General features: G+C 51.7%; 16 protein-coding genes and 3 pseudogenes. 15 read left to right on the forward strand and 4 right to left on the reverse strand.

Features of this window, described 5'->3' with window-relative positions:
• Positions 1-47: 47 nt before the first annotated feature.
• The 8 genes and pseudogenes from A31E_RS01190 (at position 48) to A31E_RS01160 (ending at position 6,634) form a co-directional block, all read left to right on the forward strand.
• Complete coding sequence (locus A31E_RS01190; RefSeq protein WP_016249576.1) at positions 48-1,421, forward strand: DNA circularization protein; 1,374 nt, start codon at positions 48-50, stop codon at positions 1,419-1,421.
• A complete protein-coding gene (locus A31E_RS01185) occupies positions 1,418-2,497 on the forward strand; it encodes a phage baseplate assembly protein (RefSeq protein WP_000999510.1) in 1,080 nt (359 codons plus the stop codon). Before A31E_RS01190 ends, A31E_RS01185 begins: the two co-directional genes overlap by 4 nt.
• Positions 2,497-3,045 carry a phage baseplate assembly protein V gene (locus tag A31E_RS01180; protein WP_001522208.1) on the forward strand — a complete coding sequence of 183 codons (549 nt, stop codon included), beginning with the start codon at positions 2,497-2,499 and terminating at the stop codon, positions 3,043-3,045. Before A31E_RS01185 ends, A31E_RS01180 begins: the two co-directional genes overlap by 1 nt.
• The gene (locus A31E_RS01175) at positions 3,045-3,470 is read left to right on the forward strand and encodes a phage GP46 family protein (RefSeq protein ID WP_000424732.1); all 426 of its coding nucleotides are present in this window, start codon (positions 3,045-3,047) and stop codon (positions 3,468-3,470) included. Before A31E_RS01180 ends, A31E_RS01175 begins: the two co-directional genes overlap by 1 nt.
• Entirely contained in the window at positions 3,457-4,515 is a 1,059-nt protein-coding gene (locus A31E_RS01170) for a baseplate J/gp47 family protein (protein WP_000785308.1), read from the forward strand. The genes A31E_RS01175 and A31E_RS01170 overlap by 14 nt, the downstream gene beginning before the upstream one ends.
• Positions 4,506-5,090: a YmfQ family protein gene (locus tag A31E_RS01165; protein WP_016249577.1), complete on the forward strand. Its 585-nt coding sequence runs from the start codon at positions 4,506-4,508 to the stop codon at positions 5,088-5,090. The genes A31E_RS01170 and A31E_RS01165 overlap by 10 nt, the downstream gene beginning before the upstream one ends.
• Positions 5,091-5,093: 3 nt before the next feature.
• A pseudogene (gene stfP, locus A31E_RS0123380) lies at positions 5,094-5,390 on the forward strand (protein StfP); the annotation flags it as partial.
• Between the two features lie 806 nt (positions 5,391-6,196).
• Positions 6,197-6,634, forward strand: a complete 438-nt coding sequence (locus tag A31E_RS01160; RefSeq protein WP_016249579.1) for a tail fiber assembly protein — start codon at positions 6,197-6,199, stop codon at positions 6,632-6,634.
• Here A31E_RS01160 and A31E_RS01155 read toward each other — a convergent pair.
• Both A31E_RS01155 and A31E_RS01150 read right to left on the reverse strand, forming a co-directional pair.
• Positions 6,606-7,208 (reverse strand): tail fiber assembly protein, encoded by a 603-nt coding sequence (locus A31E_RS01155; protein ID WP_001057696.1) that lies wholly within the window; start codon positions 7,206-7,208, stop codon positions 6,606-6,608. The genes A31E_RS01160 and A31E_RS01155 overlap by 29 nt on opposite strands.
• On the reverse strand, positions 7,208-7,741 hold the full coding sequence (locus A31E_RS01150; RefSeq protein ID WP_187415624.1) for a phage tail protein: 534 nt from the start codon (positions 7,739-7,741) through the stop codon (positions 7,208-7,210). The genes A31E_RS01155 and A31E_RS01150 overlap by 1 nt, the downstream gene beginning before the upstream one ends.
• 26 nt (positions 7,742-7,767) lie before the next feature.
• Between A31E_RS01150 and A31E_RS0123390 the strand changes: the two are divergent.
• Positions 7,768-8,112 (forward strand): annotated as a pseudogene (locus A31E_RS0123390) (recombinase family protein); the annotation flags it as partial.
• A gap of 1 nt (position 8,113) precedes the next feature.
• Positions 8,114-8,287, forward strand: a pseudogene (locus A31E_RS25965) (LexA family transcriptional regulator); the annotation flags it as partial.
• A 50-nt stretch (positions 8,288-8,337) separates the two neighbouring features.
• On the opposite strand, the gene A31E_RS01145 reads toward A31E_RS25965, so the two are convergent.
• Both A31E_RS01145 and A31E_RS01140 read right to left on the reverse strand, forming a co-directional pair.
• Positions 8,338-9,342: an SDH family Clp fold serine proteinase gene (locus tag A31E_RS01145; protein WP_001766808.1), complete on the reverse strand. Its 1,005-nt coding sequence runs from the start codon at positions 9,340-9,342 to the stop codon at positions 8,338-8,340.
• A gap of 308 nt (positions 9,343-9,650) precedes the next feature.
• Complete coding sequence (locus tag A31E_RS01140; RefSeq protein ID WP_001217553.1) at positions 9,651-9,899, reverse strand: DinI-like family protein; 249 nt, start codon at positions 9,897-9,899, stop codon at positions 9,651-9,653.
• Positions 9,900-10,118: 219 nt separating this feature from the next.
• Between A31E_RS01140 and prfC the strand changes: the two genes are divergently transcribed.
• From prfC to A31E_RS01115, 5 genes are all read left to right on the forward strand, one after another.
• The gene (prfC, locus tag A31E_RS01135) at positions 10,119-11,705 is read left to right on the forward strand and encodes a peptide chain release factor 3 (RefSeq protein WP_016249582.1); all 1,587 of its coding nucleotides are present in this window, start codon (positions 10,119-10,121) and stop codon (positions 11,703-11,705) included.
• A gap of 401 nt (positions 11,706-12,106) precedes the next feature.
• Entirely contained in the window at positions 12,107-12,712 is a 606-nt protein-coding gene (gene osmY, locus A31E_RS01130; RefSeq protein WP_000178899.1) for a molecular chaperone OsmY, read from the forward strand.
• A gap of 126 nt (positions 12,713-12,838) precedes the next feature.
• Positions 12,839-13,000: a DUF1328 domain-containing protein gene (locus A31E_RS01125; RefSeq protein WP_000490275.1), complete on the forward strand. Its 162-nt coding sequence runs from the start codon at positions 12,839-12,841 to the stop codon at positions 12,998-13,000.
• Positions 13,001-13,123: 123 nt separating this feature from the next.
• Complete coding sequence (locus tag A31E_RS01120) at positions 13,124-14,197, forward strand: patatin-like phospholipase family protein (RefSeq protein ID WP_000531526.1); 1,074 nt, start codon at positions 13,124-13,126, stop codon at positions 14,195-14,197.
• On the forward strand, positions 14,194-14,973 hold the full coding sequence (locus A31E_RS01115) for a metal-dependent hydrolase (protein WP_000563020.1): 780 nt from the start codon (positions 14,194-14,196) through the stop codon (positions 14,971-14,973). Before A31E_RS01120 ends, A31E_RS01115 begins: the two co-directional genes overlap by 4 nt.

Below are 14,973 nucleotides of genomic sequence, written 5' to 3' on the forward strand. Positions count from 1 at the left end.
CTAATAAAAAAACGCGTTTACACGCGGTTTTTATTTGAGGTGACGCCATGGATTTTTCTCATATTTCTTCGTACCTATCCTCTGATTCTCGAAGTGGCTGGCGTGAAAAGCTACTTGAAGCATCATTTCGAGGTGTGCCGTTTAAGGTTGAAGAAGAAAGTGCGGGAACCGGTCGCCGTGTGGAAACACATGAATACCCGAACCGCGACAAGCCCTATACCGAAGATCTGGGAAAAGTCACTTTCCGCCCGTCCATCACAGCTTATGTGGTGGGAGATGACTGCTTTGACCAGCGCGATCGCCTGATTGAAGCGCTGAATAAACCCGGTCCCGGCACGCTTGTCCACCCGACATATGGTGAGCTGAAAGTCTGTGTTGACGGGGAAGTTCGGGTCAGCACATCGAAAAGTGAAGGGCGTATTGTCCGCTTTGACCTGAAGTTTGTCGAAGCAGGAGAACTCTCTTACCCCACATCAGGTGCGGCGACGGCGCAGACGCTGATGTCATCCTGTTCTGCACTGGATGACTGCATCAGTGACAGCTTCAGCGGTTTCAGTATCGATGGTGTGGCGGATTTCGTGCAGAACGACGTTATCGGTAATGCCAGCATAATGCTGGGGTATGTTTCTGATGCGATGAAAGTGGTGGATTCTGCCGTATCGGATGCCGCCAGGCTGTTGCAGGGGGATATCTCGGTACTTCTGCCGCCGCCATCGTCAGGCAAAAATTTCGTTGAGCAGGTGCAGAAAATGTGGCGTACCGGGAAACGCCTTTATGGTAACGCCAGCGACCTGGTCACCATGATCAAAACGCTTTCCGGTGTCAGCCTCGGCAGCGATCTGCAACCGCGCGGCGTCTGGAAAACGGACAGTAAAACCACCGCCACGGCGACGCAGCAGCGTAACGTGGTTGCCAGCACCCTTCGTACGACCGCAATCAGCGAAGCGGCGTATACCGTCACCCGATTGCCTGCGCCAACAACTTCCGCGGTGATGCAGAATTCCGCAGTGGGGCAGGCAACAACACCCGCGCAGAGCACTGGCTGGCCTTCCGTCACGCATCCGGCACTGAACAATGCACCGGCGGTGAAAAACACGGTTGACCTGCCGACGTGGGAAGAACTGACTGACATTCGCGACACACTGAATACGGCAATTGATAAGGAGTTGTCCCGTACAACCAGCGATGCGCTGTTTCTGGCGCTGCGCCGGGTGAAAGCAGATCTGAATGCGGATATCAACACGCGCCTTGAACAGTCTGCACGGATCATTCAGCGCACACCGGATGAGGTTTTACCCGCGCTGGTGCTGGCGGCGACCTGGTTTGATAACGCGGCGCGTGACGCGGACATTATCCGGCGTAATGCCATTACGCATCCCGGCTTTGTGCCGGTGATCCCTCTGAAGGTGCCAGTGCAATGAACGACAATGTCACGCTACGGGTAAATGGCCGGGAGTGGAATGGCTGGACATCGGTGCGCATCGGTGCCGGTATTGAACGGCTGGCGCGGGATTTCAGTGTGGAGATCACCCGCCAGTGGCCGGGAGATGAGGGTATCACCACGCTTCAGCCGCGCATTAAAAACGGTTCAAAAGTGGAGGTGCTGATTGGTGATGAGCTGGTGATCACCGGCTGGGTGGAGGCGACGCCCGTTCGTTACGATGCCCGTTCGGTCAGTACCGGTATTGCCGGACGCAGTCTGACGGCTGACCTGATTGACTGTGCAGCCGAACCGACACAGTTTAACGGACGCTCGCTGGTGCAGATTGCGCAGGCGCTTGCTGCGCCTTTCGGCATTGAGGTGGTGAACAGCGGTGCGCCGTCGGGTGTTATTCCTGATGTTCAGCCTGATCACGGTGAAACGGTGATTGAGGTAATCAACAAAATACTCGGTCAGCAGCAGGCACTGGCTTACGACGACCCGCACGGCAGGCTGGTGATTGGCGGTATTGGCTCAACGCGGGCACATACTGCACTGGTACTCGGGGAAAACATCCTTTCCTGTGATACGGAGAAGAGTATCCGGGAGCGGTTTTCAGTTTACCAGGTGGCGGGGCAGCGTGCCGGAAACGACGATGATTTCGGTGAGGCCACCACCACCGCGCTGCGGGCCCGCACAGAGGACGCATTTATTGCCCGTTACCGTCCGATGTATATCAGGCAGACAGGGCAGGCTACGGGGGCAGGCTGTATTGCCCGTGCGGACTTTGAAGCCCGACAACGGGCGGCGCGGACGGATGAAACCACCTATGTGGTGCAGGGCTGGCGACAGGGTAACGGTACGCTGTGGCAGCCCAACCAGCGGGTGATTGTCTTTGATCCGGTCTGTGGTTTCGACAATACCGAACTGCTTGTTTCGGAAGTCACGTTTACTCAGGACCAGAACGGCACCCTGACGGAAATCCGTGTCGGCCCACCTGATGCTTATCTGCCTGAACCCGAAGCCCCCGGCGCGCGGAAAAAGAAAAAAGCCAGAGTACAGGAGGACCCGTTCTGATGAGGACGATTGAAGCCATGCAGCGACAACTCCTCGGCCTGATTGGGCGGGCCGTGGTGAAAAGCATCAGTGCCGCCACGAAATGTCAGACCGTGGATGTGTCCCTGATTGCCGGTGAACCCAAAGCCGGGGTTGAACATCTTGAACCCTACGGTTTTACCGCAAGGGCAAACAGCGGTGCGGAAGCGGTGGTGTTGTTTCCGGATGGCGACCGTTCTCATGCGGTGGTTGTTACGGTGTCGGACCGTCGCTACCGCCTGAAAGGGCTGCAGACGGGGGAGGTGGCGGTCTATGACGATCAGGGGCAGTCCGTGACGCTGACCCGGGAGGGGATCGTGGTGGACGGTGCAGGTAAAACGATCACGTTTCGCAATGCGCCTAAGGCACGTTTTGAAATGGACCTGGAAGTGACAGGACAGGTGAAAGACCTGTGCGACTCCGGCGGCACCACCATGTCAGCGATGCGGCTTGCCTATAACGGGCATCGTCACAGAGAGAACGGTCAGGGCAGTAACACCGACAAACCTGATAAAGCGATGGAGGCATGATGGAACTGTGGCTGACGGTGAACGGTAAACGCACCTGCGCCAGCGCACCGCTGGATCCGCTGACCCGCGCCGTGGTGATTTCCCTGTTTACCTGGCGGCGGGCGGAGCCTGATGACAACGCCGACGTCCCGATGGGATGGTGGGGGGATACCTGGCCTGCGGTACAGAATGACCGTTACGGCTCCCGACTGTGGCTGCTTCAGCGCAGCAAACTGACCAATCAGCTGGTGCAGACAGTAAGGGGGTATATCCGCGAATGCCTGCAATGGATGATTGATGACGGCGTGGTGTCCCGTATTGATCTGGATATCCGCCGCACCGGGATTAATGAACTGGGTAACAGTATCACTCTCTGGCGTCGTGACGGACCGGTAATGATTTCTTTTGATGATCTGTGGAGTGCGATAACGCATGGCGGACAGTGAATTTCAGCGCCCGACGCTGGCAGAAAATATCAGTATGCTCCGTAACGATTTATTCGCCAGGCTGGACGTCAGCGACACGCTCCGGCGCATGGATGAAGACGTGCGGGCAAAGGTGTATGCGGCGGCGCTGCATACGGTTTACGGGTACATCGATTATCTGGCAATGAACATGCTGCCTGACCTGTGCGATGAGTCCTGGCTGGCGCGACATGCTGCGATGAAACGGTGTCCGCGCAAGGGGGCCACGGCTGCCAGCGGGTATATGCGCTGGGAAGGTGTCAGCGATGGCCTGAAGGTGACCGCCGGGAGTGTTATTCAGCGCGATGACCTGGTTCAGTACACGGCAACTGCCGATGCAACCAGCTCCGGTGGTGTCCTGCGCGTGCCGATCGCCTGCTCAAGTGCAGGCGCGGTCGGTAACGCTGACGACGGTACGTCATTAATCCTGGTCACGCCGGTTAATGGTCTGCCGTCTTCCGGCGTGGCAGATACCCTGACAGGTGGATTTGATACTGAAGAGCTGGAAACGTGGCGCGCCCGCGTCATTGAGCGGTATTACTGGACGCCGCAGGGCGGGGCTGACGGGGACTATGTCGTCTGGGCTAAAGAAGTGCCCGGCATTACCCGCGCATGGACATACCGTCACTGGATGGGAACGGGAACTGTCGGTGTGATGATTGCCAGCAGTGACCTGATTAATCCCATTCCGGAAGAATCAACGGAAACGGCAGCAAGACAACATATCGGGCCACTGGCCCCGGTGGCAGGCTCTGATTTGTATGTATTCAGGCCGGTGGCACATACGGTGGATTTTCATATCCGCGTGACGCCGGACACACCGGAAATACGGGCTGCCATTACCGCGGAGTTGCGTTCGTTCCTGCTGCGTGATGGTTATCCGCAGGGAGAACTGAAGGTATCGCGTATCAGTGAGGCGATTTCCGGTGCGAACGGGGAATACAGCCATCAGTTGCTTGCACCGGTGGACAATATCTCCATTGCGAAAAACGAACTGGCGGTACTGGGGACGATTTCATGGACGTGACAAACGATGATTACATCCGCCTGTTATCGGCACTGTTGCCGCCCGGTCCGGCGTGGTCAGCCAGCGATCCGGCGATTGCTGGTGCGGCACCGTCATTAACCCGTGTTCATCAGCGTGCGGATGCCCTGATGCGGGAGCTGGATCCGCGCACCACCACCGAACTGATAAATCGCTGGGAGCGTCTGTGCGGCCTGCCGGATGAATGTATTCCCGCAGGGACACAGCCCCTTCGCCAGCGTCAGCAACGACTGGATGCGAAGGTTAACCTGGCGGGCGGCATCAATGAGGATTTTTACCTTGCACAGCTTGCTGCCCTGGGCAGACCAGACGCTACCATCACGCGATACGACAAAAGCACGTTCACCTGCTCATCGGCCTGTACTGACGCTGTGAACGCGCCGGAATGGCGGTATTACTGGCAGGTCAACATGCCAGCTGCCACCAACACCACCTGGATGACATGTGGCGATCCCTGTGATTCCGCGCTGCGTATCTGGGGCAACACCGTTGTCGAGTGTGTACTTAACAAACTCTGCCCTTCGCATACCTACGTAATTTTTAAATATCCGGAGTAATCCATGCATCGTATAGACACGAAAACCGCGCAGAAGGATAAGTTCGGCGCGGGTAAGAACGGTTTTACCCGTGGTAACCCCCAGACCGGCACACCTGCCACCGATCTGGATGATGACTACTTTGACATGTTGCAGGAGGAACTTTGCAGCGTGGTGGAGGCTTCCGGTGCCAGCCTGGAGAAGGGGCGGCACAACCAGCTACTTACCGCGCTTCGCGCGCTGCTGTTAAGCCGCAAGAATCCGTTTGGTGATATCAAATCGGATGGCACGGTGAAAACGGCTCTCGAAAATCTTGGTTTAGAAAGATGTGATCAGGACACTAACGAAACACGCATTTGGTCACCAGACAAAAAATCTTATGTTTTTGTGCAGAATGATGGATGGGGGGCATATTCAATAAATCCCCAAGCAGGGACTATTGCACTGCAATTATCATCTGGCGGTACAGGTGCAAAAGATGCTGCCAGCGCGCGTAGTAATCTTGGTCTGGGAGATGTGGCAACGGAGAACACAGTACCTCTGTCTAAGGGGGGAACTGGCGGGACTTCTCTGGCAGAAGCGCGTAGTAACCTTGGCGTCAATCGTTTAGTACAAGGCTTAGTTGACACATACATTACTTCACAAAGCGATAACTATCGGCTGTTTGTGAATGATAGTGGTGCATGGGGCGTACTTAACAATATCGGAACGCCAATGGCTCTAGCGCTTAGTCAGGGCGGAACCGGCGCGACCACAGCTGCTGACGCACGAGCAAATTTAGGGCTTGGCTCAGCAGCAACAGCAAACTTGGGAAATGGGGATAATCAGGTTCCGACAATGGCTAATTTCACATCAGGTCCTGGCTGGGTGAAATTTCCTGACGGCACCATCATGCAGTTTGGTACGAACATTTCAGGCTCTGCTGGCTACCCAACTGCTGTTAATTTCCCGATACCTTTTACCGATGATTATCGCGTCGCATGTTCTTTCGATACGCCAACCAGTGCAGAAGACTGCCCGGCATTCTCGACAAGTAAGATAAATAACTATGGTTTTTATCTCGCGTCATCGCGTCAGGGGGCTGTCAAAGGAGCTGGTGCCAACTGGATAGCAATAGGAAGATAAAAATGAAATATTTATACGACGCAGTAACTAACGCATTTTATCCATTAGCAATGCAGGCAGACTATGAGGCGGCAGGGATGTGGCCCGAAAAAGGCGTGGAAGTTGATGAAGAGACTTTTGCTGCATTTCAGAAGCCACCGGAGGGAAAAATGAGGATTGCGGGTGATGATGGTTATCCCGTATGGAGTGATATTCCGCCACTGGCACCTGAAGAACTGATAAAGATGGCAGAATACGAGCGTCAGCGGCGCATAGATACTGCCAATGAGCACATGAATAACAGGCAATGGCCAGGTAAAGCAGCTATTGGTCGTCTGAAAGGTGAGGAACTGGCGCAATATAATTTGTGGCTGGATTATCTGGACGCACTGGAGCTGGTCGATACTTCCAGTGCGCCAGATATTGAATGGCCTACGCCTCCGGCAGTTCAGGCCAGATGATATCCGGCGCGGTGCTGGTATCTGTTACCGTCACCGCGTCAATGTAATCCAGCACGGCGTTAAGTCGGGTTGTTTCTGCCTGCGTCAACTTCCGTCCGGCCTGCAATTTCAGTTGAATCAGACTAATGGAAGCCATTGCAGTATCAATCAGTGACTGACGTTGTGCTTCTGCCGCGTCTACTGCGGCGCTATGCTGTGCCTCGGTATCCGTCACCCATTTCTCACCATCCCATTTATCGTATGGCGTTAACGGGGCGATAGTGGTTGTATTATCAGGGTAATCACCCGGAACTGTGATTTCTTTTGATTCTCCTGTTTCGGTGCTAAAGACGATTTCACCGCGATGGTCTGGCACATATTCCCATGAGTTAAAATCTGCAGATCGGCAGATTGCATAACCAGCTTTGTATGCGCCTGGGGCATCTAAACAGGAATATGCCGGAATGCCGACACCAATAGCAAGATATTCAGTTGAAGCTGAAATATATTCCCGACTCATGACATCAAAGTTATAAACAGTAATTTCTCCTGCCATAGTGGCAATTAATTCACTGTTTAATTCTGCGTTATTCATTATGCAGCCCTCACAATATAGTTAAAAGCGACATTTCGTGGGCGTGTTTCATTCGCACCTGCAGGTTTAGTCGTTGCCGCAACAACACCACCCTCTGTAATAGCCTGGTTGGGAATTGGGTAATTATCGAAGTCAATGGCCGGAGACAGGGGCGTGATTTGTTTTAAAATCGTGGTGCCTGTAAAACTTTCCAGAGTCTGGTCGTTAGTTCGTGAAGTCCAGATTCCCCAATAGTGGTTATGACTGACAATCGCACCGTCCTGAAGCGTTAATAATCCCCTTCCGTTATCCACTCCACGTCCGTCATCCCAGCCACGAATAAACTCACCGCGTAAATCAGGCAATTTATTTGTCGGGTAAGCCTTTGCCAGTTCCGGGTATTCTTCAGCAGAAAAAGCCGCACCATTGCATTTCAGCCAGCCTGTCGGCGGAGTGGCGGAAGGCCACGGAACAGGCACACCAACAGGTAATGCAGAGCCTTCTCCCAAACCAACGTTTATGAAAATGCAGAAATAACGAGCAAATGGCATCATTCCTGCTTTTGTCAGGGAGATCTACCATGCTTATTGGCTATGTACGTGTGTCAACAAATGACCAGAACACAGATCTACAGCGTAATGCGCTGAACTGTGCAGGATGCGAGCTGATTTTTGAAGACAAGATAAGCGGTACAAAGTCTGAAAGGCCGGGACTGAAAAAACTGCTCAGGACATTATCGGAAGGTGACACTCTGGTTGTCTGGAAGCTGGATCGGCTGGGGCGTAGTATGCGGCATCTGGTCATTCTGGTTGAGGAGTTGCGCGAACGTGGCGTTAATTTTCGCAGCCTAACGGATGCTATTGATATCAGCACGTCGATGGGGCGTTTTTTCTTTTATGTGATGGGGGGCTTGGCTGAAATTGAGTTTCAGGATTAAGCGATATCGTACTCACCCTTGGTCCCACCTAATAAATCTGAAGAACGGAAGCGCTGCCAGATGATGGTGGTGGCTACAATTATTCACACTCAATCTTCGGAGCAATCACGTACATCATAATGATGTTAGGAATACGGAGTTTAATGACTGTCCAGTGATGTAAAAAGAAACCCCGGCGTAGTAGCCGAGGTCCTCAATCAGAAACTACAATATTCACTGAGTGCCTTCATCTGGTTGCTCTGCTGGTAAGGTTCCAGCCTCTTCTTCAGTTTCCGCATGTTTTCCATCGCCTCCCTGGACAGGTTCATCCCTTGGCGGTTCTGCTCTTCCTGAATTTTGGTCAGAGATTTCATCTCCTTCCTGAATTCTGCTGTTGTCATGGGAATCTTCCTCTGCGTTAGTTGTTTCATATTGTTTTTTAGGAGTTAAATCTTTAATCATCGGTTTGTCGAAGATAGAGATTTCGCCTGACGAAATCATTTCACCAAGAACTTCGTACAGGTTGGCTGCAAAATCTGTAGGACTCTCAACATGGTTGAATAGTTCCCTCGCCTCTTTACGGTCTATCACAAAACCATGGGCTGGATATCCAGCGATCAACTTGCCTAATGAGCTTTCCTTAAGATTTTTCGAGTGACTATTCAAACGTTCCCCATAGGAAAGCGCTATGTTCATTGCTCGCTGATGCTCCCCGAGTTTGATAGGGTCTATCTGTGAGGCCATCGGCGATATGATTGCTTCAGTAAGCTTAGCAGCAATATCTGCAGACATCTTTGTGCTAATTTGGTTTCTGTACTTTATATCAAGTACGTATGATCTAAAGGTCGAAATAGCGCACTCTTTTATTTCATCAATCGCCGTTGCGATAACAAGGCCCGAGCTCAATTCGCCGATCTCATCATTTTTCTTAAGTTGGATATCTAGAGGGCCAAGCTCACCCATATCACCAATCACGAGCTTATGAGCGGCGACAGCCATCAATGTTCCAGCACTTTTGCAAGGGCCAACAACTAGAACGGTGATGTGCTCATAGTTGTGTTGCAAAGCGCGGCCAATTCTATATCCTGCGCTGGGATCACCGCCATAGGTAGCGACGCAAAAAAGAACATTTTTTTGTAAACCATGGTTAGTTTTTCTTTCTTTAATCGCTTTGGTGATGTCGTGATGACCAGAGCGGTGAACATCGCCTATGTATACGTAAACGTCTGTATCTTGCATTTTAATCCCTATGAATAAAATGGTTGAATTTAATGCTGTTCCTCAGCCAAAGCACTGTATCGATAACCAAAATACCTCAGATTTGTCGAGAAAACTATCTGGAAAATTAGGCTAACTCTTTGAATCTTCGGAATGCAAAAAAGATAATTTCTCTGGATGGGCGCTAAGTTGATGTGTAAGTATGACGGTTAGAACGGTCTCGGAAACCGCAGGCACGTCGTATGCAAGAACGTGCTGCGGCTGGCTGGCGAACTTTCGATAGTGCGAGTATTGAATGATTTCCAGCCGTTACCGATTTTACGTGTTAATTAGTGAACAAACCACTCGTCAGCAGATTCCCAGGTATCTTTCAGAGTCTCCTGAACAAAAGTTTTTGCAGAATCCTTATCTGCGGTGCGTGTAACAGAAAGGCCATCGTTGCTGGTGGCTTTTACGATCACCTCTACATCGTCATAACGTTTACTGATGCGTCGGGTTAATTCTTCCTTTAACGCATCCACAGCACCGGTTGGCATTTTAGTCATTTTTTCTTTGGCTATGCAGATTTCAATACGCATAAAAGTCCCTCTACACTGTGTTTGTATACAGTATTATTTTTAACTGTATGAATAAACAGTGTCAATAGAACAAAGATTGCTGCATGTACAAATGTTCTTTGGCTACAAATACACCTACTGATCATGTTCTGCTATGCTCTGATACCTCCAAAATGTACAATCAGCGGCATGAATTTTTCTTTGTACATATGATTGTACATAATTAAAGAGACAACAATTATGACAAGCCTTTTGGCCGCAGAGGTAGCGAAAAGAAGAACCTTTGCAATTATTTCTCACCCGGACGCAGGTAAGACCACTATTACCGAGAAGGTGTTGCTGTTCGGACAGGCCATTCAGACCGCCGGTACAGTAAAAGGCCGTGGCTCTAACCAGCACGCGAAGTCGGACTGGATGGAGATGGAAAAGCAGCGTGGTATCTCTATTACCACTTCTGTGATGCAGTTCCCTTATAAGGATTGCCTGGTTAACCTGCTCGACACCCCGGGGCACGAAGACTTCTCGGAAGATACCTATCGTACACTGACTGCAGTGGACTGCTGCCTGATGGTGATCGACGCCGCAAAAGGTGTAGAAGATCGTACCCGCAAGCTGATGGAAGTTACCCGTCTGCGCGATACGCCGATCCTCACCTTTATGAACAAACTTGACCGTGATATCCGCGACCCGATGGAATTGCTCGATGAAGTTGAAAACGAGCTGAAAATCGGTTGTGCGCCGATCACCTGGCCGATTGGCTGCGGCAAGCTGTTTAAAGGCGTTTACCATCTTTATAAAGATGAAACGTATCTCTATCAGAGCGGTAAAGGTCACACCATTCAGGAAGTGCGCATTGTTAAAGGGCTGAACAACCCGGATCTCGATGCTGCTGTTGGTGAAGATCTGGCGCAACAACTGCGTGATGAACTGGAACTGGTGAAAGGCGCATCTAACGAGTTCGACAAAGAGCTGTTCCTTGCAGGTGAAATCACCCCGGTATTTTTTGGTACTGCGCTGGGTAACTTCGGCGTGGATCATATGCTGGACGGGCTGGTGGAGTGGGCGCCTGCGCCGATGTCGCGTCAGACAGATACTCGCACTGTAGAGGCGAGCGAAGACAAATTTACCGGCTTCGTATTTAAAATTCAGGCCAACATGGACCCGAAACACCGCGACCGCGTGGCGTTTATGCGAGTCGTGTCCGGTAAATATGAAAAAGGCATGAAACTGCGCCAGGTGCGTACCGCGAAAGACGTGGTGATTTCCGACGCATTGACCTTTATGGCGGGCGACCGTTCGCACGTTGAAGAAGCTTATCCGGGCGATATCCTTGGTCTGCACAACCACGGCACTATTCAGATTGGCGACACCTTTACCCAGGGCGAGATGATGAAGTTCACCGGTATTCCGAACTTCGCACCAGAACTGTTCCGCCGTATCCGCCTGAAAGATCCGCTGAAGCAAAAACAACTGCTCAAAGGGCTGGTACAGCTTTCCGAAGAGGGCGCGGTACAGGTGTTCCGTCCGCTCTCCAACAACGACCTGATCGTAGGTGCGGTTGGTGTGCTGCAGTTTGATGTGGTGGTATCGCGCCTGAAGAGCGAATACAACGTTGAAGCCGTGTACGAGTCGGTCAACGTTGCCACCGCCCGTTGGGTAGAATGTGCGGACGCGAAGAAATTCGAAGAGTTCAAGCGTAAGAACGAAAGCCAACTGGCGCTTGATGGCGGCGACAACCTCGCTTACATCGCTACCAGCATGGTGAACTTGCGCTTAGCGCAAGAGCGTTACCCGGATGTTCAGTTCCACCAGACTCGCGAACATTAATTCTTGCCTCAAGGGCGCGGCAACCGCTGCGCCCTGTCACTTTCCCTTCCTTATTAGCCGCTTGCGGAATGTTCTTAAAACATTCGCTTTTGCTTATGTTTGCGCGTTTTTTAGCCGATGCGGCGAGCGGTTTCAAAATTGTGATCTATATTTAACAAAGTGATGACATTTGTGACGGCTTTAAATACCGTTCAATTCGTGGATATCAGTATTTAAAACCGTTAAATGTCATTCTATTGATATTAATAACTGATCCAGAGGCTGTGATGGTCGTTATTCATCACTCATCGCTTTTGTGATGGCGACCATTGACTTCTGTACAGGGTGAAGTCTCTCCCTTTCAGCAATGCAACCTCGTGTTGCCAGGCTCAAATTATGAGCAAACATACAGGAATACATCGATGACTATGACAAAACTGAAGATTTCGAAAACGCTGCTGGCCGTAATGTTGACCTCTGCCGTGGCGACAGGCTCTGCTTTTGCGGAAAACAACGCGCAGACCACCAACGAAACCGCAGGGCAAAAAGTCGATAGCTCTATGAATAAAGTCGGTAATTTCATGGATGACAGCGCCATCACTGCGAAAGTGAAGGCGGCTCTGGTGGATCATGACAACATCAAAAGCACCGATATCTCTGTTAAAACCGATCAAAAAGTCGTGACTCTGAGCGGATTTGTTGAAAGCCAGGCACAGGCTGAAGAGGCCGTGAAAGTGGCTAAAGGGGTTGAGGGTGTGACCTCTGTCAGCGACAAACTGCACGTTCGCGACGCTAAAGAAGGCTCTGTGAAGGGTTACGCAGGTGATACCGCCACCACCAGTGAAATCAAAGCCAAACTGCTGGCAGACGATATCGTCCCTTCCCGTCATGTGAAAGTTGAAACCACCGACGGCGTGGTTCAGCTCTCCGGTACTGTTGATTCCCAGGCACAAAGCGACCGTGCTGAAAGTATCGCTAAAGCGGTAGATGGTGTGAAAAGCGTTAAAAATGATCTGAAAACTAAGTAATTCGTCGTAATTCGTCCTCCCGAACTTTGTCGGGAGGCGCGATGTGCACCACACTAAAAATATCGCATTGAGTGATTTGCACGCTCATATCAAGCGGTGACATTAACTATGGTAAAGGAGACGCTTATGTTTCGTTGGGGCATCATATTTCTGGTTATCGCGTTAATCGCCGCCGCACTTGGGTTTGGTGGTCTGGCCGGTACTGCTGCAGGTGCAGCAAAAATTGTCTTTGTCGTCGGGATTATTCTGTTCCTGGTGAGTTTGTTCATGGGCCGAAAACGACCCTAGATTTCAGACCATTAAGAAAATTTTATACAAAGCCAGTCCAGCGGACTGGCTTTTACGGTTTTAGCGAATAATAAATTGCGTTACTTTGTCAGTCTTTCACATTAAAAAAACAGGAAGGCAGAGGTGGGGCAGCGAATACCTGTAACGCTTGGTAATATTGCGCCGTTGTCGCTAAGGCCGTTCCAGCCCGGGCGTATTGCGCTGGTGTGCGAAGGCGGTGGGCAACGCGGTATCTTCACGGCTGGCGTGCTGGATGAGTTTATGCGCGCGCAGTTTAATCCTTTCGATCTTTATTTTGGCACGTCTGCCGGGGCGCAGAACCTTTCGGCGTATATTTGTAACCAGCCTGGTTACGCCCGCAAAGTCATCATGCGCTATACCACAAAACGCGAATTTTTCGATCCAGTGCGTTTTGTGCGTGGCGGAAATCTTATCGATCTGGACTGGCTGATAGAGGCGACGGCCAGCCAGATGCCGTTGCAGATGGATACCGCCGCGCGGCTGTTTGAGAGCGGCAAATCGTTTTATATGTGTGCCTGTCGTCAGGACGATTACACGCCGAACTACTTTTTGCCGACCAAACAAAACTGGCTGGATTTGATTCGCGCCTCAAGTGCGATTCCTGGTTTTTATCGCACCGGAGTTTCACTTGATGGAATTAACTATTTTGATGGTGGCGTCAGCGATGCGATCCCGGTTAAGGAAGCGGCAAGACAAGGAGCGAAAACGCTGGTGGTGATCCGCACTGTGCCGTCGCAAATGTATTACACACCGCAGTGGTTTAAACGCATGGAACGCTGGCTGGGCGACAGTAGCCTGCAACCGCTGGTGAATTTGGTGCAGCACCATGAAACCAGTTATCGTGACATCCAGCAATTTATTGAAAAACCACCGGGCAAGCTGCGGATATTCGAAATTTATCCGCCGAAGCCGCTGCATAGTATCGCCCTGGGAAGTCGGCTTCCGGCGCTGCGCGATGACTATAAACTCGGGCGTTTATGCGGTCGTTATTTTCTGGCAACCGTCGGTAAAATGCTAACCGAAAAAGCGCCGCTTACCCGCCATCTGGTGCCCGCGGCGACGCCTGAATCGATCGTCATTCCGCCTGCGCCAGTCGCCAACGATACGCTGGTTGCCGGGGTGAGTGACGCTCCGCAGGCGAATGACCCGACATTTAATAATGAGGATCTGGCTTGATTTGCCGTTTTATCGATACCCACTGTCATTTTGATTTTCCGCCGTTTCGTGGCGATGAAGAGTCCAGCCTGCAACGCGCGGCACAAGCGGGCGTAGGCAAGATCATTGTTCCGGCAACCGAGGCGGCAAACTTTGCCCGCGTGTTGGCGCTGGCGGAAAATTATCAACCGCTGTACGCCGCGTTAGGGCTACACCCAGGGATGTTGGATCAACACACCGATGAGTCGCTGGAACAGTTACAGCAGGCGCTGGAAAGACGTCCCGCAAAGGTGGTGGCAGTGGGGGAGATCGGTCTGGATCTCTTTGGCGATGATCCACAATTCGATCACCAACAGTGGTTGCTCGACGAACAACTGAAACTGGCGAAACGCTATGATCTGCCGGTGATCCTCCATTCGCGCCGTACTCATGACAAACTGGCGATGCACCTTAAACGCCACGATTTGCCACGCACTGGCGTAGTCCACGGTTTTTCCGGCAGCCTGCAACAGGCCGAACGGTTTGTACAATTGAACTACAAAATCGGTGTAGGCGGCACCATCACTTATCCACGCGCCAGTAAAACTCGCGATGTAATAGCGAAACTGCCACTGGCGTCGTTGTTACTGGAAACCGACGCGCCGGATATGCCGCTCAACGGTTTTCAGGGGCAGCCCAACCGCCCGGAACAGGCCGCCCGGGTGTTTGCCGTGCTGTGCGAGTTACGTCCGGAAGCAGAAGATGAGATTGCTGAAGCGTTGCGTAATAACACATATGCGATGTTTAACGTGCCGTAG

The organism is Escherichia sp. KTE159 (assembly GCF_000408805.1).
Taxonomy (GTDB): domain Bacteria; phylum Pseudomonadota; class Gammaproteobacteria; order Enterobacterales; family Enterobacteriaceae; genus Escherichia; species Escherichia marmotae.